This window comes from Brevundimonas pondensis (assembly GCF_017487345.1).
GTDB classification, from domain to species: Bacteria; Pseudomonadota; Alphaproteobacteria; order Caulobacterales; family Caulobacteraceae; genus Brevundimonas; species Brevundimonas pondensis.
In genome coordinates this window covers 1084466-1103702 of the sequence record NZ_CP062006.1, presented here as the reverse complement: position 1 = coordinate 1103702, position 19237 = coordinate 1084466, and the positions used below count along the sequence as shown (strand labels likewise).

General features: G+C 68.3%; 21 protein-coding genes and 1 tRNA gene. 6 read left to right on the top strand and 16 right to left on the bottom strand.

Translation table 11 applies throughout. The annotated features are described in order from the left end of the window. The first annotated feature begins 139 nt into the window (after nucleotides 1–139). From IFE19_RS05490 to IFE19_RS05480, 3 genes are all read left to right on the top strand, one after another. Nucleotides 140–733 carry a YfbR-like 5'-deoxynucleotidase gene (locus tag IFE19_RS05490; protein WP_114817816.1) on the top strand — a complete coding sequence of 198 codons (594 nt, stop codon included), beginning with the start codon at nucleotides 140–142 and terminating at the stop codon, nucleotides 731–733. Nucleotides 734–740: 7 nt separating this feature from the next. Further along, nucleotides 741–1697 (top strand): NUDIX hydrolase, encoded by a 957-nt coding sequence (locus IFE19_RS05485; RefSeq protein WP_207826247.1) that lies wholly within the window; start codon nucleotides 741–743, stop codon nucleotides 1695–1697. 95 nt (nucleotides 1698–1792) lie between these two features. Continuing rightward, a tRNA-Ser gene (locus IFE19_RS05480) sits at nucleotides 1793–1882 on the top strand. Nucleotides 1883–2615: 733 nt separating this feature from the next. On the opposite strand, the gene IFE19_RS05475 is transcribed toward IFE19_RS05480, so the two are convergent. Together IFE19_RS05475 and IFE19_RS05470 are read right to left on the bottom strand one after the other, a co-directional pair. Then, nucleotides 2616–3713: a PepSY-associated TM helix domain-containing protein gene (locus IFE19_RS05475; RefSeq protein ID WP_178827166.1), complete on the bottom strand. Its 1098-nt coding sequence runs from the start codon at nucleotides 3711–3713 to the stop codon at nucleotides 2616–2618. Beyond that, entirely contained in the window at nucleotides 3713–5884 is a 2172-nt protein-coding gene (locus IFE19_RS05470; RefSeq protein WP_207826246.1) for a TonB-dependent receptor, read from the bottom strand. Before IFE19_RS05470 ends, IFE19_RS05475 begins: the two co-directional genes overlap by 1 nt. Nucleotides 5885–6338: 454 nt before the next feature. On the opposite strand from IFE19_RS05470, the gene IFE19_RS05465 reads away from it, so the two are divergent. Further along, nucleotides 6339–6647, top strand: a complete 309-nt coding sequence (locus IFE19_RS05465; protein WP_172575514.1) for a helix-turn-helix domain-containing protein — start codon at nucleotides 6339–6341, stop codon at nucleotides 6645–6647. Next, on the top strand, nucleotides 6644–7885 hold the full coding sequence (locus IFE19_RS05460) for a type II toxin-antitoxin system HipA family toxin (RefSeq protein WP_225910423.1): 1242 nt from the start codon (nucleotides 6644–6646) through the stop codon (nucleotides 7883–7885). The genes IFE19_RS05465 and IFE19_RS05460 overlap by 4 nt, the downstream gene beginning before the upstream one ends. 88 nt (nucleotides 7886–7973) lie before the next feature. Here the strand turns inward: IFE19_RS05460 and IFE19_RS18165 are convergent, their stop codons facing one another. Continuing rightward, complete coding sequence (locus IFE19_RS18165) at nucleotides 7974–8252, bottom strand: DUF7662 domain-containing protein (RefSeq protein WP_081461937.1); 279 nt, start codon at nucleotides 8250–8252, stop codon at nucleotides 7974–7976. 356 nt (nucleotides 8253–8608) lie between these two features. On the opposite strand from IFE19_RS18165, the gene IFE19_RS05455 reads away from it, so the two are divergent. Beyond that, nucleotides 8609–8845 (top strand): hypothetical protein, encoded by a 237-nt coding sequence (locus tag IFE19_RS05455; RefSeq protein ID WP_040345367.1) that lies wholly within the window; start codon nucleotides 8609–8611, stop codon nucleotides 8843–8845. 325 nt (nucleotides 8846–9170) lie between these two features. On the opposite strand, the gene IFE19_RS05450 is transcribed toward IFE19_RS05455, so the two are convergent. The 13 genes from IFE19_RS05450 to IFE19_RS05390 form a co-directional block, all read right to left on the bottom strand. Next, nucleotides 9171–9575, bottom strand: a complete 405-nt coding sequence (locus IFE19_RS05450) for a helix-turn-helix transcriptional regulator (protein WP_225910484.1) — start codon at nucleotides 9573–9575, stop codon at nucleotides 9171–9173. Between the two features lie 8 nt (nucleotides 9576–9583). Next, a complete protein-coding gene (locus IFE19_RS05445) occupies nucleotides 9584–9775 on the bottom strand; it encodes a hypothetical protein (RefSeq protein ID WP_003164900.1) in 192 nt (63 codons plus the stop codon). Further along, on the bottom strand, nucleotides 9768–10049 hold the full coding sequence (locus tag IFE19_RS05440; protein ID WP_115616103.1) for a hypothetical protein: 282 nt from the start codon (nucleotides 10047–10049) through the stop codon (nucleotides 9768–9770). The genes IFE19_RS05445 and IFE19_RS05440 overlap by 8 nt, the downstream gene beginning before the upstream one ends. Continuing rightward, nucleotides 10046–10546: a lytic transglycosylase domain-containing protein gene (locus tag IFE19_RS05435; RefSeq protein WP_225910422.1), complete on the bottom strand. Its 501-nt coding sequence runs from the start codon at nucleotides 10544–10546 to the stop codon at nucleotides 10046–10048. Before IFE19_RS05435 ends, IFE19_RS05440 begins: the two co-directional genes overlap by 4 nt. A gap of 92 nt (nucleotides 10547–10638) precedes the next feature. Next, nucleotides 10639–10905, bottom strand: a complete 267-nt coding sequence (locus IFE19_RS18075) for a S26 family signal peptidase (RefSeq protein WP_003164903.1) — start codon at nucleotides 10903–10905, stop codon at nucleotides 10639–10641. A 239-nt stretch (nucleotides 10906–11144) separates the two neighbouring features. Then, nucleotides 11145–12305 (bottom strand): TrbI/VirB10 family protein, encoded by a 1161-nt coding sequence (locus IFE19_RS05425; protein ID WP_050796647.1) that lies wholly within the window; start codon nucleotides 12303–12305, stop codon nucleotides 11145–11147. Further along, on the bottom strand, nucleotides 12302–13180 hold the full coding sequence (trbG, locus tag IFE19_RS05420; RefSeq protein WP_115616102.1) for a P-type conjugative transfer protein TrbG: 879 nt from the start codon (nucleotides 13178–13180) through the stop codon (nucleotides 12302–12304). The genes IFE19_RS05425 and trbG overlap by 4 nt, the downstream gene beginning before the upstream one ends. Beyond that, nucleotides 13159–13842, bottom strand: coding sequence for a conjugal transfer protein TrbF (gene trbF, locus IFE19_RS05415; protein ID WP_050796649.1), 684 nt, complete (start codon nucleotides 13840–13842; stop codon nucleotides 13159–13161). The genes trbG and trbF overlap by 22 nt, the downstream gene beginning before the upstream one ends. 2 nt (nucleotides 13843–13844) lie before the next feature. After that, nucleotides 13845–15218 carry a P-type conjugative transfer protein TrbL gene (trbL, locus tag IFE19_RS05410; protein WP_225910421.1) on the bottom strand — a complete coding sequence of 458 codons (1374 nt, stop codon included), beginning with the start codon at nucleotides 15216–15218 and terminating at the stop codon, nucleotides 13845–13847. 4 nt (nucleotides 15219–15222) lie between these two features. Next, entirely contained in the window at nucleotides 15223–15963 is a 741-nt protein-coding gene (locus IFE19_RS05405) for a conjugal transfer protein TrbJ (RefSeq protein WP_088491598.1), read from the bottom strand. Then, nucleotides 15914–18337 (bottom strand): conjugal transfer protein TrbE, encoded by a 2424-nt coding sequence (gene trbE, locus IFE19_RS05400; protein ID WP_088491601.1) that lies wholly within the window; start codon nucleotides 18335–18337, stop codon nucleotides 15914–15916. The genes IFE19_RS05405 and trbE overlap by 50 nt, the downstream gene beginning before the upstream one ends. A gap of 1 nt (nucleotide 18338) precedes the next feature. Next, on the bottom strand, nucleotides 18339–18611 hold the full coding sequence (locus IFE19_RS05395) for a VirB3 family type IV secretion system protein (RefSeq protein WP_003164909.1): 273 nt from the start codon (nucleotides 18609–18611) through the stop codon (nucleotides 18339–18341). Beyond that, nucleotides 18611–18931, bottom strand: coding sequence for a TrbC/VirB2 family protein (locus tag IFE19_RS05390; protein ID WP_040345376.1), 321 nt, complete (start codon nucleotides 18929–18931; stop codon nucleotides 18611–18613). Before IFE19_RS05390 ends, IFE19_RS05395 begins: the two co-directional genes overlap by 1 nt. Nucleotides 18932–19237 lie beyond the last annotated feature (306 nt).

Here is a 19237-nt window from a genome sequence, read left to right as displayed (position 1 = left end):
GCTTGCCCTTGATCGGGCGTTCGGGATGCGTCACCTCACCTGCCCCATGCGCAGGACCCCGAACTTGGCTGAAGAACACGAAGATCTGGCTCCCAGGCCCAAGCCCAAGACCCCCAAGCCCCCGCGCGCCTGGCAGCGGATGCTGTCCGGCCGCCGCCTCGACCTGCTCGATCCGTCGCCCTTCGACATCGAGATCGAGGACATCGCCCACGGCCTGGCCCGCGTCGCCCGCTGGAACGGCCAGACCATCGGCGAGCACGCCTTCTCGGTCGCCCAGCACTCTCTGGTGGTCGAAGAGATCGCCGCCCACATCCGGCCGGGGCTGGAGCCGAAATGGCGCCTGGCCGCCCTGCTGCACGACGCCTCGGAATATGTGATCGGCGACATGATCTCGCCGTTCAAATCGGCGCTCGGCGCCGGCTACAAGGACTTCGAGGCCCGGCTGGAAGCCGCCATCCACGTCCGCTTCCAGCTGCCGCCCAAGACGCCGCAAACCATCAAGACCCTGATCAAGAAGGCCGATCGCGCCTGCGCCTTTTACGAGGCGACCCAGTTGGCGGGCTTCAACCGTCGCGAGTCGCTGCAGATCTTCGGCGCCCCGCCCGCCGGATACGACCTGATCATCGACCCCCTGCCCGCCTCGGTGGCGCAGCAACGCTATCTGGACCGCTACCGCGTTCTGGCCGAAGCTGTCGGCATCCTGCCCGGCGCCGACGCCTGGCACACGGAATAGGGGCTGCATGAGCGACGGGGGGCCGATCCAGGGCAACGAGCAAGGCGTGCGGATCGGCCTGTCGGCTGTGGTCATCGCCCTGCGCGCCGGTCAGGCCGTGGTCCTGACCACCCACGCCGCCGACGGAGCGCCGGCCCTGCCCTTCGGCCCGTTCGACCCGGCGCGCGACCGCACCTTCGAACTGGCGCTGCGCGCCTTCGTCACCGAGCAGACCGGCTTTCCCTTGGGCTTCGTCGAACAGCTCTACACCTTCGGCGACGCGGGCCGCGCCTCGCCGCGCGCCACGCCCGGCCCCGAGCGAGCGCGCGAGGTCTCGGTCGGCTATCTGGCCCTGACCGCAGACGCGCCCGAGGCTCCCGGCCTGGACGCCGCCTGGACCCCTGTCTTCGACATCTTCCCCTGGGAGGACTGGCGCGACGGCCCGCCCGCGGTGATGAAGACGCTCGAGCCCGCCCTGCGCGCCTGGGCCGCTGACGACGCCCGCCGCCTGGGTCGCGCCGAGACCCTGTTCGCCCTGACGCCAACGCGGCGCTGGAACGAAGAACGTGTGCTGGAACGCTACGAGCTGCTCTATGAGGCCAGTCTGGTCGCCGAGTCCGCCCGCGACCACGACCGCCCAGCACCGCCCGCCATGCCCGACCTGCCGATGGCCTCCGACCACCGCCGCATCGTCGCCACCGCCCTGGGCCGTCTACGCTCCAAGCTGAAGTACCGCCCGGTCCTGTTCGACCTGACGCCCGACACCTTCACCCTGTCGGCGCTGCAGGCCGCCGCCGAGGCCGTGGCCGGGCTTTCATTGCACAAGCAGAACTTCCGTCGCGGCGTCGAACGCGCCGGTCTGGTCCAGGCCACGGGCGTCTTTTCCAGCGACACCGGCGGTCGCCCAGCCGAGCTGTTCCGTTTCGTCGGCATTGATCCGCTGGGCGGTCCCGCCCCCGGTCTGACCCTGCCCGGACAGCGCTGAAACTTTTATCGAATTTCTTCGCCAGAATCGCTTGCGGCCCGCGCCGCCTTTGACTAGAGAAGCCCCTCGCTCGACCAAGCGAATATCGGCCCCGCGGAGAGGTGGCAGAGTGGTCGAATGTACCGCACTCGAAATGCGGCGTACGTGGAAGCGTACCGTGGGTTCGAATCCCACCCTCTCCGCCACCGGCCTTGATTTCATTGAACTTTTCCCCACTCGGGGGCCTCACCCATCAAACCACCCATCAAAAACTCTATGCCTGAATCCCACCTTTTCACGACTGTTCAGGTGGCGCCATGGTGTTTCAAAGGCCTTGAGGCCGCGCCGCTCTCCGCTTGATCATGCCAGATGGCTTCGCCCCCACGCCTTCGCCTCGACGAAGCCAGGTCATATAGAGATTGAACAGAATCCCCCCCTTGGCGACGCCCACGCGACGCGCGCGCCGGCCCTTGCCGCGATAGACTTCGAAACCTGCTAGTCGCCCGGTCCGCTTCGCCATCATCCGTCTCCGACTCATTCTCGCACGAGCTTCACCCATTCTCGGGCTTCCCTGAACCCACGACCGCGCGGGCCCCATCCCGTCACTCGGACGATCTTTGTCCGTCGCCCGCCACCTAGGTCGGCAAAGCGCCGATACCGTTGAAAAAGTCCGGCGACCGCTGAAACGGCGCAAACCACGGGCGGGTCCCGAAATTCCGCCCCAATGAAATCAATCGCTTAGTTTTCCGCGACGGCTCCAGATCGAGCCGAAAAGGCCGATCACGGCCGGCTCGCGGACTTTTTCAACAGTATCCGCCAGTAGCGGACATTGGCTGAACGCCTGGAGGCGGACCGTCGCTTCGAGCGAGATAGACCCTCACCGTAGGATCCTCTCCTCTGCCCGTGTCAGTCTGGCGAACCTCTTCCCGCCCCAACCTCTTAGACACGCCGCGCACTTGGGCTTGGGCGTCGCCGTTTCGGCAGTCCGCTCGGGTTGGACCAGAAGGTGAAGACCGCCAGCGATCCCAGCAGGGTCAGCGCCAACCCGGAGGCGGCGACCACAAGTCGATAGGCCAGCCCCCCGACCTTGGCGGCGTGGATCGGGTACTGGGCGTTAATGACCCGCAGCCCAAGAGGCAGCCCCATGGCGTCGCGTGTTCCGACAATCCGTCCATCGGCGGGATCGAACCAGACCTGGGTCCGGCCGTTGGGCAGCCATTCCGCCGTCCGCCGCATCCGCAGGCCAATCAGACCGCCCTGTTTGGTTGGCAGGGAGACGATGCGCGCCTCGGCGTCAGGGAAGCGGGCCTGGGCCGCCGTCATCATAGCCGGCCAGTCCAGATCGGCGGACAACACCCCCCCTTCATGTTCCGGCTGGGCCATGACCGCCTTCAGGTCGGCGCCCGGCGACAAGGCCTGGGCCAATCCGTCATACAGGGGCGATAGGGCCACGATCGCCCCGGTCGTCAGGACGACGGCCAGGACCGGCGCGCTCCACACGCCCATGTCGCGATGATGCTTGACGATCCCTGGGCGCTTCCACGCCCTCGGCATGACCGCAAAGACGAAGGTGCGCCGCGTGGGCCACCACAGGATCACCCCGGTGACGACAAAGCCCAGACCCGCCAGGCCCGCGATCCCGGCGATGGTTTTTCCCGTGTCGCCGATCAGCAGATAGTGGTGCAGGTCGAACAGCCACAGCTCCGGCCGCGCCCACAGGCTTTCCCAGCGCGCTACGACCGCGCCCGACTGGGCGGCGTAGGCGCCGCGCGTCTTGTCCTCATAGTTCAGTCGGAGGACGCCCAGACTATCAGAGGCCAGGATGACCGAACGCGGACGGTCCGGCGCCGCGAACGCCTGATCCAGCGCCGCGCCAATAGCACTTGGGTCCGAAACCCGCGCCTCTGCGGCGTGGGGTACGACCAGGCGCAGCCAGTCGTCCTTAAACACCAGGACCGTCCCGGTCAGCCCCAGGACGAACAGCAGCAGGCCGATCAGCCCCCCGGTCCAGCGATGCGCCAGTCGAACCAGACGCATCAGAAGCGACGGTCCCACCCGAGGGTGAAGGAACGGCCCCGACCGGCGAAGTAGCGCAGGTTGTCGGCCGGATTGCTGGTGTCGGAGCTATAGGTCACATAGTCCTCGTTGAAGAGGTTCTGCACCGCCAGCGACACCCCGCCGAAGGCGAAGTCATAGCGCAGGTAGGCGTCCGCCACGGTGTAGCCTTCGAAATTGTTGCGCACGTCGCCGCCCTCGAAATCACGCGCCAGATAGGCCTGGACCTGCAGACGCGCCGACAGGGGTCCGTTGGCGTAGACCGCCGCCGCATTGATCCGGTCCGGCGAGATATTGGCCCCGTCCAGATCGCGATCCACCCGACCGTCGTCATTGGTGTCGGTCTGACCGCGCAGGCGAGCATAGCCGGTCGAGACCGTCAGCCCCTCGATCGGGGTGCGGGCGCGCAGGTTCAGCTCCAGCCCCTCGATCTCGACCGCCTGCCTCTGGACGTCATAGACGCCGTCAGGGTTGCGAACGAGGAACTGCCCCAGGTCCGACGAGGACCAGAAATAGGTCGCGCCGGCCTCGAACGGCCCGCGTTTCACCTCCAGGCCGATTTCCTGATTGTCCGAAACCACCGGACTGATGTCGAGGAAGCTGTCGACCTTGACGCCATCGACATTGATCGAACGCAGGATACGGCCCACGTCCGGCACGGTGTAGCCCTCGGCATAGCTGGCGTAGGCCCGCACCCCGTCCAGCGGCTCATAGACCACCCCGCCGTTGACCAGGGTGGCCTCGAACTTGGGCGTGCCGCCCGTCACCCGACGCGAGCCGTAAGAGGCCAGGGTGGTGAAGTCGTTGACCGACAGTTCGACGTTTTCCTGACGCACGCCCCCAGCCAGGCGCACCTTGCCGTCGAACAGGCGCATGTTGGCCTGAACGAAGGGGGCGACGCTCTGGAACTCGGTCGGCGGCACCCAGGCGCGGTTGGTGGCGATCAGAAGCTGTTCGGTGCGGTCCTTCATCGCGTCCAGACCCAGGGTCGCGGTCAGACCCGGCACGCCCGGAACGGCCCGTTCATAGCTGGCCCGCGCGCCCAGCTTGCGCGAGCGGTTCGACGACTGGTCGAACAGGGCGCCGATCGGGGCGATGCTGGCGTCCTGCATGGTGGCGGAGCGGTCGCCGCCGAAGGTGTCGCGCGTGCGGTTGAAGAAGACCTGGGCGCTGAAGTCGCCGCCCCACAGGTCGCTGTCGGTCAGAGAGGCCGAGACCGTCTCGACCCGGTTGCCGGCGGGCTCGCCCTCGATCTGGCCGCGCTCGCTGGTGGCCGGACGGCCGATGCTGCGATCGCCAGGGGCACGGACATAGTCGCCGTCGCCCTTCAGTTCGAAGCGGTTGGCCAGCAGGTCCAGCCTCACCGTGTCCGTCAGGTTCCAACCGAAGCGGCCGAAGAAGGACAGGGCCTTGGAATCCTGCACCTCGCCCTGGGTGTTATCGACACCGACGCGGCGACCGTTCGCGTCATAGAAGGCGCCGCGCTGGTCGTAAGCCACGCCGAACACGCCGTCGAAGTCTCCGTGACGATAGGCGGCCAGACCGCCTAGCTTGGCGCCGATCCCATCGCCTTCCGGCCCGCCCGAACTGGAGACCTGGGCCAGCATCCGGCCGCTGAGGCCGTCCGCGGTCGGGGCACCGACCGTCACCTGATTGACCACGCCGCCGGTCGCGCCGATGCCCTGCAGGGCGTTGGAGCCGTAGATCAGCTCGACCCGGTCCACGAAGAAGGGATCGATCGTATAGCCGTCACGCGAACCGTCGCGGATCGGCGTCGACTGCGGAATGCCGTTGATGGCGAAAAGCGGCGAGCGGCCGCGCAGGCTCTCGCCCGAACCGGTCAGCTTCTGTCGCGTCGGCGAAAAGGACGGCGACAGGGTCGCAACCGCATCAATCACCGAGCCGCTGATGGCGACCTGTTCCGCCAGGGATTTTCGGTCGATCACCTCCACCGTCATCGGCAGGGCGCTGGCCGGCAGGATGGTTCGGGCCGCCGTGACCACCACGTCCTCAACCGAGCTCGCCGTCTCGCCCTGCGCCTGTCGCGCCGTCTGGGCGGCGGCGGTTGATCCCAACGCCGTTCCGGCGAGCAAAACGGACATGGCGACAAGGCCGTTGCGGCGGACCGACGGAAGACGCGGCGAAAAGAACATGGGGGCTCCTGGAGGAATCCCCGTCGCATAAATGCAAATGCGAGTGATACGCAACAATAAACGTTATCGCGCATTTGGCCTTGGGCCGCCGACAGCACCACGCCGACAAGGACCGCCGCAGCCCAAAAACGAAGAGGACCCGCCACCTCGAAGGGGGACGGGCCTCCCTGCGGAGCCTATGGGCTCGACGCTGGATCAGATCGGACCTGGAAATGGAGCGAAACTGATCACCAAACCTGTAAACCGGCGGGCGGCGAAGAAGGTTGCGGCCTAGCCTACGCGGAGAAGCAAACGACAAGCCCGCCCGGCGGCGTCGGTCCGGGGACCTCATCATCGATCTCCGCAACGGGTCATCAAACTGCAGGATAAGGCGCGCGCCTAGCGAGCGCCGTCACCAGAACTATTAGTGATAGAATGGTATCATTATTTGGCACTTTGCCCTATTATCGCTCTGATGATATCACTTATCACCCCTGCTCGCGCCCTTGAGAAACTCGGCGGAAATATCCGTGAGCGCCGCGTTGCGATGGGCTTCACCCAGGCTGGTCTTTCTGCACGATCCGGCGTGCCTCTGGGGACGCTGCGTAAATTCGAGCGTACTGGCTTGGGCTCCACCGAAGCTCTTGTGAAGCTGCTGTCCATTGTCGGCGGCCTTGAGGCGACCATCGAGGCGGCCAAACCAGAAGCGTTGACGTTTGCCTCGATTGACGAGGTCCTGAAGGGTGATCCTCGCTCCAGCCGGAAGAACGGATGGCGCACATGAACCTTTCACCCGTACCCGCAGTGGCCGTTGGTCTGGACTTCGGCGAAGGCCCAATCCGCGTGGGCCGATTGGCCGCGCGCGATCGCAGAATCTATTTCGAGTACGACGCCGACTTCATCGCGAACGCCGTCGAAATTTCACCGCTCAGCCTGCCGTTGCGACCAGGCCTTCAGACGGCTGATCCCGCCCTGTTCGAAGGCCTGCCGGGCGTTTTCAATGACAGTCTGCCCGATGGCTGGGGCCGCCTCCTGTTCGATCGCGCCTTGCGCGTCCAGGGCCTTCTTCCGGAACAGTTCAGCCCGCTCGACAGGCTGGCGCACGTGGGCGCCCATGGCATGGGCACCCTGACTTACGAGCCTGACCTCACGCCTGAAGAGGCGGCGCCCCCCCAGACGCTAGAACTCGACCGGATCGCCGATCAGGCCCAGGAGGTGCTCGAGGGTCAGGCGGATGACGTTCTGACCGAACTCATCGCCCTCAACGGCTCATCGGCGGGCGCGCGTCCGAAAGCGATGATCGGTTTCAATACGGTCTCCGGGGAGGCGTTGCACGGCGCACGATCGCTCCCAGACGGCTATGATCACTGGCTGGTCAAGTTTCCCAACAGCCATGACGGCAAGGACGCCGGAGCGATCGAATTCGCCTACGCTCGCATGGCGTTCGCCGCAGGCATCGAGATGATGGAAACGCGTCTCCTCACGACCGGCAGGGGCGCCGCCTACTTCGCCACCCGTCGCTTTGATCGCGATGGCGACAAGCGCCTGCACGCCCACACGGCCTCGGGCCTGCTTCACGCCGACCACCGGATTCCTTCGCTGGATTACGAAGGCCTCGTGGCGTTGACCGCGCGACTGACCCGCGACGTGCGCGAAGTCGAGAAGATGTTTCGCCTCGCCGCCTTCAACGTCATCGCCCACAATCGTGACGATCACGCCAAGAACTTCACCTTCCTCATGAACGCGCAAGGCGAATGGCGACTATCGCCTGCCTATGACCTGACCTTCTCCTCCGGTCCCGGAGCCGAGCAGACGACGATGGTGATGGGCGAAGGCCGGAATCCCACCGTCGATCACTTGCGGCGGCTCGGCGAAACGGCCGCGCTCAAGAAGACGCGGGTGAACGAAATCATCGACCAGACGCGCGCAGCAGTGCGCGACTGGCCCGACCTGGCCGAGGCCCACGGCGTGACCAGGACCAACATCAAGCTGATCGGCGAACGTCTGGACCGGTTCAAGTGAACAATGGGCGATGCAGGCGCGTCCTGACGCCCCCTGAAGTCACGGCTCGAAGCTCAGGCGCTGCGAAACGCTTCTCTACGGCGCAATATCATCCGGCGGCCTGGGATCCATGCAGGGACGTCGAAGCAGCGCGAACGAATAGAACCCGCTCGGACCTGATTTCTGGCTGGGCGGTGAAACCCGCCTCGGCAAAGGCGCGCTTCTGCGGCGGCGCTGACGCAGCAGCCTCCGCCCGCCACCAATCCAGGTCAGAGGACGCTTTTGGCAGAAAGCCTCCGACAATCCTCTCGATATCACGAAAGGTCAGCGTCACTTCCGGTGTCCGCTGCCGTCGCAGATACCGCACCAGGGGTGCATACTTCGCCATCGCCATCACCTCCGCCGCCCGGAAACCCCGAGACCCCACGCTACCGCAAGGCCAATATCGCCCACGGATTTAACGACATGTGCAGTGAATAGAAACGGTCCGACCAGCGCGCCAACAGGGGGGGCCAAAAGCGTGATGGTCGGACCGTGGCCCTCCCGACCTGGGGGAGGAATCCACGGAACGCGGACCATTCGTCGAAGTTCCGCAGGGCGGAGCAGACTCGCTGCAACCAAACCCCGCACTTCTGCTGAGGGAGCCGGCTACTGTCGGACCGAAGTCTGGAAGCCGAAATCAGAACCGTCTTGCTCGAGGGCGCACCGTCCTCCTATGGTTCAGCGCGTCTCCTGGGAGCCCCTATGTCGGCCGCACCTGACCTCACTCGCATCATTGTCGTGCAACGCGGCGGGATATGGCAGGTCCTATGCCCCGGACTTGAAGCCGGCCGTTTCGATTTCAGCGTCGACGCCCTTGATGCCGCCATCAGAACGGCCAGAACGCGCCTGGCCAAGGGTGAAACGGTCGAACTTCTGGTTCAGGAGAGGTCAGGACGCTTGCGAAATGTGAATCCTGAGGACGGCAGCGAACTCCACTAGCGTGGCGACCGATGGTTAAACCGCGCTGAACTTATCGGCGGCCTAGGTTCAGGAAGACACACTCGTCCAACTCTGCTGTCAGTTTCCCATTGAAGGCCAGCCAGACTGTCTTGGCCGATGTCGCCCGCTCCCTGTGATAGGGGCCGCCGGAGCCGTTCTTCACGGCGTCGTTCGATGATGATGTTGCGAGGGATCGCCCGAAGCCTGACAGTGTCGCGCATCACGGAATGACAGTTCGGCCCGCTCGGCGAGAGACGGTCCGAACTGTCCGTGAAGGCGAGGTCGGTCGCCCCCACGTCATCTTCTTAAGGCAAAGCCTGATCGCCTAAAAGCCGAAGTCGATCTGATCGACGTGGATCGGGCGGGCGCGCCGTTTTCGTTCAGGCGGTCTCGTAGCCTCCTTCGAGACCTCCGACTTCTCTTGTCGATCACAGACTCCATTCGACGCCGCCGGCGCTGAACGACCGGGCGCCCGGCGCGGCATGCCGGGCAGCCGAGGTCTCGAAGGCGGGACCAGCGCCCTCGTCGTCCCCCGCGCGCCCTTCCAGGCCGTCAGCTCGCTCTCCCACCACCCCACCCTACCCGGCGAAACCGTCACGGGCGTCGGAAATTCTCCGTTCCGCTGCATCCGCCAGGCCGTGGACCGACTGATGCCCGCGATGTCCTGGACACGCCTCCAGGGCAGCAACCGGTCCTCCGGTCCGCCTGAATCGATGAATTCTCCATCCACCCGGAAGTTCACGGCGCCAGGCCCAGGCGATGGTCGACGTCCCTGGCGAGGGCGGCATGGAGAAGACGGGCGTCATGCTCCGCATCCAGACCATCCCTTTCAGCCCATGCCTCGATCACAGCCTTGAGGGCGAAGCTCGTCGCCGGATCCGCGAGCAGTCCGTCCAACGTCGTGTGATCAATGGCGCCGATCTCACGCACGGCCCCGGCTCCTGGCCGCCGGGGGCGCGCCGGTCCGCACCTCGGTGATCTGCGCCTTCGCCCAGTCCCGCAACAGTCCGCGCGGGTAGTAGGGCCTGGAGCGGATATGGCGGCAGGGCGGACCGTTGGACGCCGTCGACCAGAGGCGCGCGAGGGTGGCGGGCTTGAGCCGGACGCCCAGGAGCGCGAGGAAGGCCGAGGCCTCCGCACGGGTCAACAGATCATCGTCGCCCTGCGGAACCATGGCGTCATCGCCGGAAACGTCAGGGATCATGGCGCGCCCTCCCGCCGGCACTGGCGTGAGTTCGTGACGACCCGGCCGGCGCTCAAGGCGAGATAGCATTCAATAACAGATTCAACGTACTGTTCGGTCTCCCTTATGCGAGGGACGCGCCCGAGGGAGGCTACTCTGGCCGGCCCGGCGTTAAACGCAGCCAGAGCCAGCCTGACGTCCTGAAAACGCCTGAGCTGGCGCGCCAGGTAGTCCGCGCCGCCGCGCAGGTTCTCAACCGGGTCGAAGCGATCCTCGACGCCGAGGTCCCGCGCTGTCCCCGGCATGAGTTGCGTCAGGCCCGCCGCTCCGGCCGGGGAGACAGCGTTCGGCCGATAGGCGCTTTCTGTCAAAACGAGAGCGTGGAGCAGCTTGGCGTCCAGTCCATGGCGGGCCGCCGCCGCCGCGATCGCCTCGCGATAGGGCGGATCCAGATCGGGAATGCGGACGATCTCCTCATCGACCGTCTCAAGGATCACGACGGTCGGCGCGCCGAACATGTCGCCCCCCGCCGCACGCCAGTCCACGCTTTGCGCCTGTACGACGCCAGCGGTCCCGGCCAGCGCGAATGAAAGGGTCAGTGCGCCCAGCCTCACCATGTCGCCACCGCCGTGAAGACGCCCCTGAGTTCGCGGCGATTCACCGGGCCGAAATAGCGGCTGTCGAAACTCTCTGCAGCCTCCCCCAGCAGGAAGACCTCATCCGCCTCAAGCCGACGGCACCCTGCCCATGCCGACAGGACAGCCCCGCGCCTGTCCTGCCCAAGCACCCTCGCCTCGCCTGCCGGGGTGAACACCCGCTCGCCCTCCCGGCAGACCACGTCGCCGTCCACGGCCGCCACCCGTTTGAGCAGGAGCATGTCGGGCGGAGCGCCCAAGCTCGCCAGGTAGGCCCGTGCGCTGTCAGGCTGAACGGAGGCCGCCGTCGCGCCTCGCTGGACGTTTTCGCCGGGACGCCGGACGTAGAGCCCTCGCGGAAGGCTCCGGGTCTCATTGATAAGGACGAGTGTCGGCAGCGCTCTGGCGGCCGCCGGGAGGCCCGGGACGGCCGTCACCGCAACCAGGACAGCCGCCCAGCCGCGGGGCGTGAAGGTCCGGATCATCTGTAAGGCTCCAGGATCAGGTCGCGGGTGATCATCACCTGGACGCGCTCGCCCGCCTGCACGCGCACCACGGGCCGCACCTCCAGTTCCCGGTCGATCAGGCGGCCGCCGACCCGCGCCCCTTCGATCGCCGCGGCGTCGCCGGCATCCCCGAGGAAGGAGCCCCCGCCACGAACGCCCTCGTCGCGCGCCATCTGTCCCAGGGTGGTGACGGCCCCGGCGAACAGGGTCCCGATCACCAGGGCGCCGAGACGCCGGTCGACCCGCCCCTGCACCCCGACGGCGCCGCGCGCGTCCACGCCCGGCTCGGCCTCCAGCACCAGGCTCTTGCCATTGGGCAGGATCAGCCGCTCCCACACGATGAAGGCGCGCCGGTCGCCATAGGCGCTATCGCCTTCATGCCGCCCGATGAGCCGGGAGCCCTGGGGCGCCAGCAGGTGCCGGCCGGCCACTGTGTCGTAAAGGTTCTGGGTCATGGCGGCGATCACCGGCCCCGGCCGCGAGGTATCCACCCCCGTCAGCAAGACCGCCGGCATGAGGGTCCCGGCCTTCAGTTCGAAGGGCGAGATAGGGGCCGTCAGGCCGTGCCGGTTGTAGACGTCGCTCCCGGGCGCCCGCCCTAAATCTCCGGTGCGCGTCGAGACCGGCTGCAATGCCGCGGCGACGGGCGCAGGACGATCCGCACCGGCCGTTTCGAACATCAGGCCCGAGCGGACGGCCAGGTCCCGCGCATCGGGCCCAGCGCCCCGGCCCTGCGTCGGCGCGTTGTAGCCGCCCGCTACGGGTTCCCTCCGATCGCGCCCACGGACATGGGTCGCCACCGGCTCGGCGGCTGCTTCACCTCTCGGAGGCGGCAGACGGTCATATGTGGCCGGCTGGTCCGTCACCTGCTCGGCCGGTCGCACAGCGCGCCGGACATCGTCGTCGCGGCCTCCCGCCACGCGGGCGCGGGACGCCTCGCGCAGCTCCGGCTGCACCACGAAGGCCCAGGTCAGGGCCCCGGCGAGCACCAGGCCGGCGCTCCCGATGACCAGCTTCACCATCGACGACCGCAGCCGGACCACGGCCGGACGCGGCGCGCGGCCGTCGAGTTCCAGCGCCGGGCTCTTGGGAGCGGCTGCGGACTGGCCGACTCCGGGAGGCTGGACATCGTTCATGGCCGCGCCTCCCCGAGACGCCGAATTCGCACGATCTGCGGTCGGCGCTCCCCGATCCGCAGTTCGGCGCGATCGAACAGCCGGTCCGCGATGAAGAGGCCGCCAGACTGCCTGTAATTCACGTACTGGGCCTGTCCGTCCGGGGCGATGACGAACAGGGCCGGCGCCTCCCCGGCCTCCAGGCCCGGCCCGAAGGCGATGAAGGTGCGGCGTCCGTCGTCGAACACGGCCGTCGGCGTCCAGGCGATTCTTCGCCCCTCGATCGCGTAGCGAGCGTTCAGCGGCCCCTCGGGTCTCACCGGTCCAACTTCCGGCATGGGCGCAGGCTCGATCGGATCAGACGCAACGACCGCCGGCGGCGTGTCCCAGGCGATCGCCGGATTGAAGGCCTCGGGCGCCCCGCTCTTCAGCGCGATCAGATAGACGCGCCGGTCGGTCGTCAGGATCAAATTGGTCTCCAGCCCGCGCTGCAGCGGCTTCAGCAGGACATGGGTTCGCCGGCCAACCCCATCGCCGGAACTCGCCTCTCCCACCTGCCAGCGGACCGTGTCTCCGGCCGCCTTGGCGACCAGGGTCTCGCCTTCCGCCAGGGTGAGGGTGGTGACCCGCAGCGGCGAGGTCCAGACCTCGTAGACCCGTCCGGGCGACCAGGCGAAGACCTGGATCCCGCCCTCGAACCGGTCGGAACGCGAGGCCGCGCGCGCCTCGACATTGGCGTCGGCTATGGCGCGTCGGCCTCTTCGCACGGTCGGCCCGGGCGCCGCCTCGACATAGGGCCGCGCTGTCTCCGCCACAGGTTCGACCGGGTCCGGCAGGGGCGACCAGGCGGCGAGCAGTCCCGCGCCGAGCGGGATCATGAAGCGTCGGGGGTCCATGACACGTCCTCAATTTTCAATCCGAGAGGGTTCTTCATCAGCTCCGCCTCATTGCGCGGGGCCTGGACGCCGGTGGTGATCAGGGCCCGCCATCGTTCGCTCCCGGCCGACTGGCCGTTGATGAACCGGGTCTCGCGCCACTGCAGGTCGAAAGTCCGGCCCGATCGCCGCACGACGTTGAGGACCTCGACGTTGACGGCCTCGCGCCCGACCTCGGCGAAGGGGTCGCGAGTCTGGGCCCAGGCGTTGAGGAAGGACGCCGCCTTCGGCGTCAGCAGGTCGTAGGCCCGCAGCCAGTTCTGGCGAAGCACGATGGGATCAATGCTCTTGGAGCGCACGTCGCGGATCCATCCGGCCAGGGCGTGGCCGACCTGGGCGTCGTTCGGCTCGTAGCGTCCGCCGATGGCCGTGATCCTCTGGGTCTCGCCCCAGTCGGACACCTCCACCACAAAGGGTTTGACCACGGCCCGGTCGGCCTGGACCCACCAGCCGGCGCCGAGGAAGACGGCCAGGGCGAGGTTGGCGACGGCCATCCTGCGCCAGTTGCGGGCGTGGGCCAGGGACAGCCCCATGCGGTCGTCCCAGACCTGGCCGGCCCTCTGGTAGGGCGTGGCCTCGGGCGCCGAGGTCAAGGCCCGGCGCGGGCGGAAGAAGGGATGCATGGTCAGGGCTCCTCAGTCCGGAGATTGGGGGTAAGCACGCCGCTGGTTTCACTGGAGGGCGCCAGGCCGCGACCGGCGTTGGCGACGAAAAAGGCCTGGAGCGCCCGGGACCGCCCGCTCGCCCCTCGCGGCGCGCGGCGCTCCCCGTTCTGGACGGCCCGGTGGAAGTCCCGCCGCGCCGTCTCGGTCTCACGGGCGCGCCGCGATCCGGACGAGCCCGAAGGCGCCGTATCGGTCTCGGCGACGCCGCCGGAAGGCCCCTCCCCGCCTCGCGTCCCGGATGTCGCCGATCCCGCCCGCGCCCCGGCGTTTCGGCCTGACGGGCCGGCGCCGCCCGGTCCACGCGATGCGCCCGGGGCGCCCGGGACGCCTCCGGACGGACCAGGCGTGGATGAAGGACCCGGCCCTCCCGGCCCTCGACCGCCGCCGCTTCCCGCGCCGGCCGCTGCCCGCGACGGTCCCGCCAGACGGGCTGCGCCGCCTCCGGCCATGGCGCCAGCGCCGGCGAGGGCCGCCCCGGCCAGCAAGCCTGCGCCGCCGACCGCCAGTCCGCCGGCCATGGCGGCGCCCGCGCCCAGAGCCGGACCGCCGGTCACCAGGGCGGAGGCGAGGCTGGGAATGAAGATGGCCAGCATGGCCAGGAGGATGGAGGCCACCAGGATGCTGAGGGCCTCGTAGATGTCGGGGTTGGCCGAGGGCTGGAGCTGGTCGAAGACGGTGCGGGCGCCGGAGACGACGATGGCGAGTGCCAGGACCTTGAGGCCCGAGGACACCACATAGCCGAGCGGCCTCTCGGCCAGGAAGGCGGTCCGGCTCCAGATGCCGAAGGGCAGGAGGACGAAGCCGCCGAGGGTGACGATCTTGAACTCGAGAAGGGCCACGATGATCTGCAGGGCCAGGACCGCGAAGGCCAGCATGATGCCGATCATGGCCACACCGAGGATCAGGGCGTCGGTCAGGTTGCCGACCACGTCGAGCGGATTGGCGACCGGAGCCGGCGTGTCGCCCAGGGCCTTCACGATGGCCCAGCCCTGGGCCAGGATGGCGCCGGGATTGAGAAAGTCCTCGCGGCTCAAGTCGCCCCCGCCGGCCGTCAGGCCCAGTTCGATGAAGCCGGCGTAGATGGTCTCGGACAGGGCCTGCCAGTCGTTGATCAGCCAGGCGAAGGCCCCGACCAGGAGGATCTTGCCGAAGCCGGCCGCGAGAATCTCGCGCTGCGGCGACAGGGCCCACTGGATGCCGGTCAGGGCGACGACCAGGACGATCAGCAGGCCGAAGACGTTGTTGACCGAGCCCTCCAGGGCGGCGAACCCGGCCGTGACCGTGTTCGAGAACACGGTCATCAATTCGTTGGGGGTCTCCATGCCGACGGCCATGGGCTCAGTCCCTTGCGCGGGAGAAGGGGTCGAAGGCCGCCGGCGGAGGGACGACCGCCTCGCGCGCCCAGGCCCGACGCCGCGCGGCGTCGCCGGCCGTCTGGTCCGCCGTCTGACGGGCGGCCTGTTCGGCCAGCAGCCGGGACTGGGCCAACACGATCGAGCGCATGGCCGCCAGATCCTCAGCCAGAACGGCGAGGATCTGGTTCGAGGACTGGACGGCGGCCGTCTGTCCCCCGGCGGACTGGCTGGCGGACAGGGCGCCGCTGAGTCGCCCCTCCCGCCCCTGCCCCAGCCGCTCCAGTTCCGCGGCGTGACGCGCGAGATCGAAGGCCGTGCGTCGGGCGTTGTCGCTGCGGCCCTCGCCCTGTCGGATCAAGGCCTGCAGGTCGGCGCTGTCGAGGTCGCCCGCGTAGAGGTCCTGAAACTGTTGTTCCAGGGCCGCCGCCGTCGCCCCCAGGCCTTCCACGCTCCGGGCCAGCGCCGCCATCTCCTGCAAGGCCCGGCTGTTCTGCGCCAGGTGGCTATAGGGCGAGGCCGCCAGACTGCGGGCCTCATTGGCGAGGCTCTCCAGCTGGCGCGCCGTCTGCAGCGCATTCTCCAGATGGTTTTTCGGATCGAATACCACCTGCTGGGCGCTGGCCGTCCCTGATCCCAGGACGACCAGAATCGCCGCGGCCGTTGCGGCCAGGCGCCTATTCCGCTGCAAGCGGCGGCGCGAAGGCGTCGAAGACATCGTCGACATGCTGCACTCCCTTGGCTTTGAGGAATTCACGGGCGAACCGCTCGGGGCCGCTCCGGGCGAGGACCCTGTCGATCAGGGTCTGGTCTTCGGGCGAGCCGGCGCCGCACAGGGCCAGGGCCACCCCGGTCAGGCGCAGATCGAACAGCCGCCTGCCGTGGGGTTGGCGCCAGTAGTAGGCCCGCTTGGGCGGCGCGAAGGCGATGAGCTCGAGCTGGCGCCGTGTCAGGCCGAAGGCCCGGTAGAGGTCGCCGGACGCCGGCTCCAGCGCCCGGGGATTGGGCAGGAAGACCTGGGTGGGGCAGCTCTCGATCAGGGTCGCGGCGATCGGCGAGGCCGCGACGTCGTCCAGGCTCTGGGTGGCGAAGACCACGCAGACCCGCTTCTTGCGCAGGGTTTTCAGCCATTCCCGGATCCGGGCGGCGAAGGCGCCCTCCCCCAGGAAAAGCCAGGCCTCATCCAGGACCAGCAGGGTCGGCCGCCCGTCGAAGCCGGCCTCGAGCTGATGAAACAGGGCCGACAGGGCCGGACCGACGACTGACGGCGTGGCCATCAGGGTCTCGAGTTCGAAGGTGTCGAAGCGGCTGGGCGCCAGATCACTGTCGGCGCCGTCCAGCAGGCTCCCATGCGGCCCTTTCAGCGTCAGCGGTTCAAGCGCCGTCGAGACGTCGCGGTTCTGCACGAGGGCGCAGAAGACCGTCAGGGTGCGCTGCGCGCGGGGCGCGGCCGCCAGGGCGTTCAGCGCCGACCAGATCTCCTCGCGCAGTTCGGGACGCGGCTCCACGCCCGCAAAGCGCAACGCCTCCCCGAGCCATTCCGCCGCCCAGGCCCGCTCGCCGGGGTCGTCGATCCCCGCCAGCGGCTGCAAGGCGACAGCGCCGCCGGGCTCCAGGGCGCGCCAGCACCCGCCTGCGGCCAGGGTCGCCGCCCGCGCAGACCGCCCCTTGTCGAAGAAGACCACCCGGGCGTCCGGATAGCGGAACCACTGCAGGGCCAGGAAGGACAGGAGGGCGCTCTTGCCCGCGCCCGTCGGCCCTACGACCATGGCGTGACCGACGTCGCCGACATGAAGGACCAGCCGGAACGGCGTGGAGCCGGTCGTGCGCGCCGTGGCCAGAGGCGGGCCGTCCAGGGCGCCGTCGCCCGCCGGCCCGGCCCAGACGGCCGAGACCGGCAGGAGGTCGGCGAGGTTGAGCGTAGAGACCAGGGGCCGCCGCACGTCGGCGTAGGGCTCGCCCGGCAGGGATCCAAGCCAGGCCTCCACGGCGTTCAGGTCCTCGACCCGGGCGATGAGCCCCTGGGCGTTGAGCACGCCCTCGATCGCCCGCGCCTTGGCCGCCGCTCCGGACGGGCTGGCGTCGAGCACGGTCACGGTCAGGGTCAGGTAGCCGAAGGCGCAGGCGTCCGCGCCGAGCGCCGCCAGGGCGCCGTCGCACTCCTCCGTCTTGGACACGGAGTCCGTATCGAGAAGCGGCGTCTCCTCCTTGGTGACCGCCTCGCGGAGCAGGACGCCGACGCCCTTGCGTTTGGCGAACCATCGCTTGCGCAGCTTGACGATCTCGAGCTCGGCCGCGGCCTTGTCGAGGGCGATCCAGCGCGCCGTCCAGCGATAGGCGAACGGCAGGGCGCCCAGCGCGTCCAGCAAGCCGGGCCGGGTGGCGGCGGGCAGGCCGCGCACGGACACCACCTTGAGCCAGTGGTCCCCCAGGCGGGGCGTCGCGCCGCCCGTCATCGCCGTGTCGGCCAGCCAGGCGTCGAGGAACATGGGCGGATTGGGCGGCTCGACCGTCATCGACCGGGTTGAAACCGTGTCATGGAGCCAGGTCAGCAGCTCTGCGTCATCGAGCCAGAAGATTTCAGGCAGGGCGTCGGACAGGAGGTCGAAGGTCGCCCCCGCCTCGCGCCGGAATCGCTCGAGGGCCTGGCGCCAGTCGGTCGCTCCGGCTGAGAGTCCGTCGAACATCCAGCGCTCCATGCGGCGGCTGTCGTCGGCCGGGGGCAGCCAGGTCAGGGCCAGACGATAGTCGGTCTCGAAGGCCGGATCGGCCTCCTCGAACCGCCGGCGGCGTTCGGCGTCGACCAGCCAGGCCGCGTCGATGTCGAAATCGCTCTCCGGATAGGGCGCCGCCGGTCGTCGGCGCGCCTCGACATGCAGGCACCAGCCTGTGCCCAGTCGGCGCAGGGCGTTGTTGAGCCGGGCGCGCACCGCCATCAACTCCTCCTCGGTCGAGGACTCCAGGTCCGGACCGCGAAAGCGGAAGGCCGTCATGAAGGAGCCGTCCTTGTTCAGCGCCACGCCGGGCGCGACCAGGGCGGCCCAGGGCAGGTGATCGGCCAGACTGGCCGGACGCCGGCGATGTTCGTCGAGGAAGCGCATCTCAGGCGTCCAGGTGGCCGGGCAGCGCCAGATGCCGCCGCAGGACATCGAAGAAGCGGGCGTCCGACCGCGCGGCCCAGAGGCCGACCGCATGGGCGCAGGCCCACCACAGCAGACCCAGCCACCAGATGCGAAGCGCCAGGCCCAAGACGAGGGCGATGGTGCCCATGGCGATGGCGTATTCCCGCGGCATGCCGGCCATCAGCACCGGCGTGGCCAGGGCCTGGGCCACCGGCAGGGTCCAGCCCTCGGGATGATCGCTTGCACCCGCCATCACGCGACCTCCACGCCGCCGGCGAAGCCGAAGAAGTCGAGGAAGAAGGTCGAGGCGGCGAAGGCGATGCAGAGGCCGAACATGATGCCCAGGCCGCGCCTCAGGTTCGACCCGCTTTCGCTCATGGCCACGGCGACGCCGAAGATCACCACCGCCACCACGGCGACCGCCTGGACGACGGGCCCGGTGATGGACTGCACCACCTGCTGCAGCGGCCCCTCCCAGGGCATGCCCGATCCACCCGCGAGGGCCGGTCCGGCCGCCATCAGGGCGCAGGTCATCGCAGCGCCGCCGAGGCGACGTGAAAGAAGTCCGCTCATGGTTTTGCTTCCTGGTTCAGGACGTTTCAGCGCGTCCCGACTCATTGCAAGCAAACTTATCCACACCCTGTCAACAATATTTATTCAATGTTTTCCACAACTTGCAAGCAAGTCCTGAGCAAGTCATCCACAAGTCGCACGACACCGCCGCTCATGCCGGAAAAAGCCGAGACCATTCATGAGGGTTAGGGCCGCCAGGACTTGCCACGACTTGCGACGCCCCAGCCTGATCCCGCCGGCAGGACGCCCGACGACCACACAGGAGACAGGCGTCGACGAACCTCGTCCCGAGAAATCAGAGCCCAT

Bases quoted from the DNA above. Each gene is read 5' to 3' on its own strand.
- IFE19_RS05490 (WP_114817816.1), top strand. From the start codon at position 140: ATGCTGTCCGGCCGCCGCCTCGACCTGCTCGATCCGTCGCCCTTCGAC.
- IFE19_RS05485 (WP_207826247.1), top strand. From the start codon at position 741: ATGAGCGACGGGGGGCCGATCCAGGGCAACGAGCAAGGCGTGCGGATC.
- IFE19_RS05475 (WP_178827166.1), bottom strand. From the start codon at position 3,713: ATGCGTCTGGTTCGACTGGCGCATCGCTGGACCGGGGGGCTGATCGGC.
- IFE19_RS05470 (WP_207826246.1), bottom strand. From the start codon at position 5,884: ATGTTCTTTTCGCCGCGTCTTCCGTCGGTCCGCCGCAACGGCCTTGTC.
- IFE19_RS05465 (WP_172575514.1), top strand. From the start codon at position 6,339: ATGATATCACTTATCACCCCTGCTCGCGCCCTTGAGAAACTCGGCGGA.
- IFE19_RS05460 (WP_225910423.1), top strand. From the start codon at position 6,644: ATGAACCTTTCACCCGTACCCGCAGTGGCCGTTGGTCTGGACTTCGGC.
- IFE19_RS18165 (WP_081461937.1), bottom strand. From the start codon at position 8,252: ATGGCGAAGTATGCACCCCTGGTGCGGTATCTGCGACGGCAGCGGACA.
- IFE19_RS05455 (WP_040345367.1), top strand. From the start codon at position 8,609: ATGTCGGCCGCACCTGACCTCACTCGCATCATTGTCGTGCAACGCGGC.
- IFE19_RS05440 (WP_115616103.1), bottom strand. From the start codon at position 10,049: ATGATCCCTGACGTTTCCGGCGATGACGCCATGGTTCCGCAGGGCGAC.
- IFE19_RS05435 (WP_225910422.1), bottom strand. From the start codon at position 10,546: ATGTTCGGCGCGCCGACCGTCGTGATCCTTGAGACGGTCGATGAGGAG.
- IFE19_RS18075 (WP_003164903.1), bottom strand. From the start codon at position 10,905: ATGCTCCTGCTCAAACGGGTGGCGGCCGTGGACGGCGACGTGGTCTGC.
- IFE19_RS05425 (WP_050796647.1), bottom strand. From the start codon at position 12,305: ATGAACGATGTCCAGCCTCCCGGAGTCGGCCAGTCCGCAGCCGCTCCC.
- trbG (WP_115616102.1), bottom strand. From the start codon at position 13,180: ATGGACCCCCGACGCTTCATGATCCCGCTCGGCGCGGGACTGCTCGCC.
- trbF (WP_050796649.1), bottom strand. From the start codon at position 13,842: ATGCATCCCTTCTTCCGCCCGCGCCGGGCCTTGACCTCGGCGCCCGAG.
- trbL (WP_225910421.1), bottom strand. From the start codon at position 15,218: ATGGCCGTCGGCATGGAGACCCCCAACGAATTGATGACCGTGTTCTCG.
- IFE19_RS05405 (WP_088491598.1), bottom strand. From the start codon at position 15,963: ATGTCGACGATGTCTTCGACGCCTTCGCGCCGCCGCTTGCAGCGGAAT.
- trbE (WP_088491601.1), bottom strand. From the start codon at position 18,337: ATGCGCTTCCTCGACGAACATCGCCGGCGTCCGGCCAGTCTGGCCGAT.
- IFE19_RS05395 (WP_003164909.1), bottom strand. From the start codon at position 18,611: ATGGCGGGTGCAAGCGATCATCCCGAGGGCTGGACCCTGCCGGTGGCC.
- IFE19_RS05390 (WP_040345376.1), bottom strand. From the start codon at position 18,931: ATGAGCGGACTTCTTTCACGTCGCCTCGGCGGCGCTGCGATGACCTGC.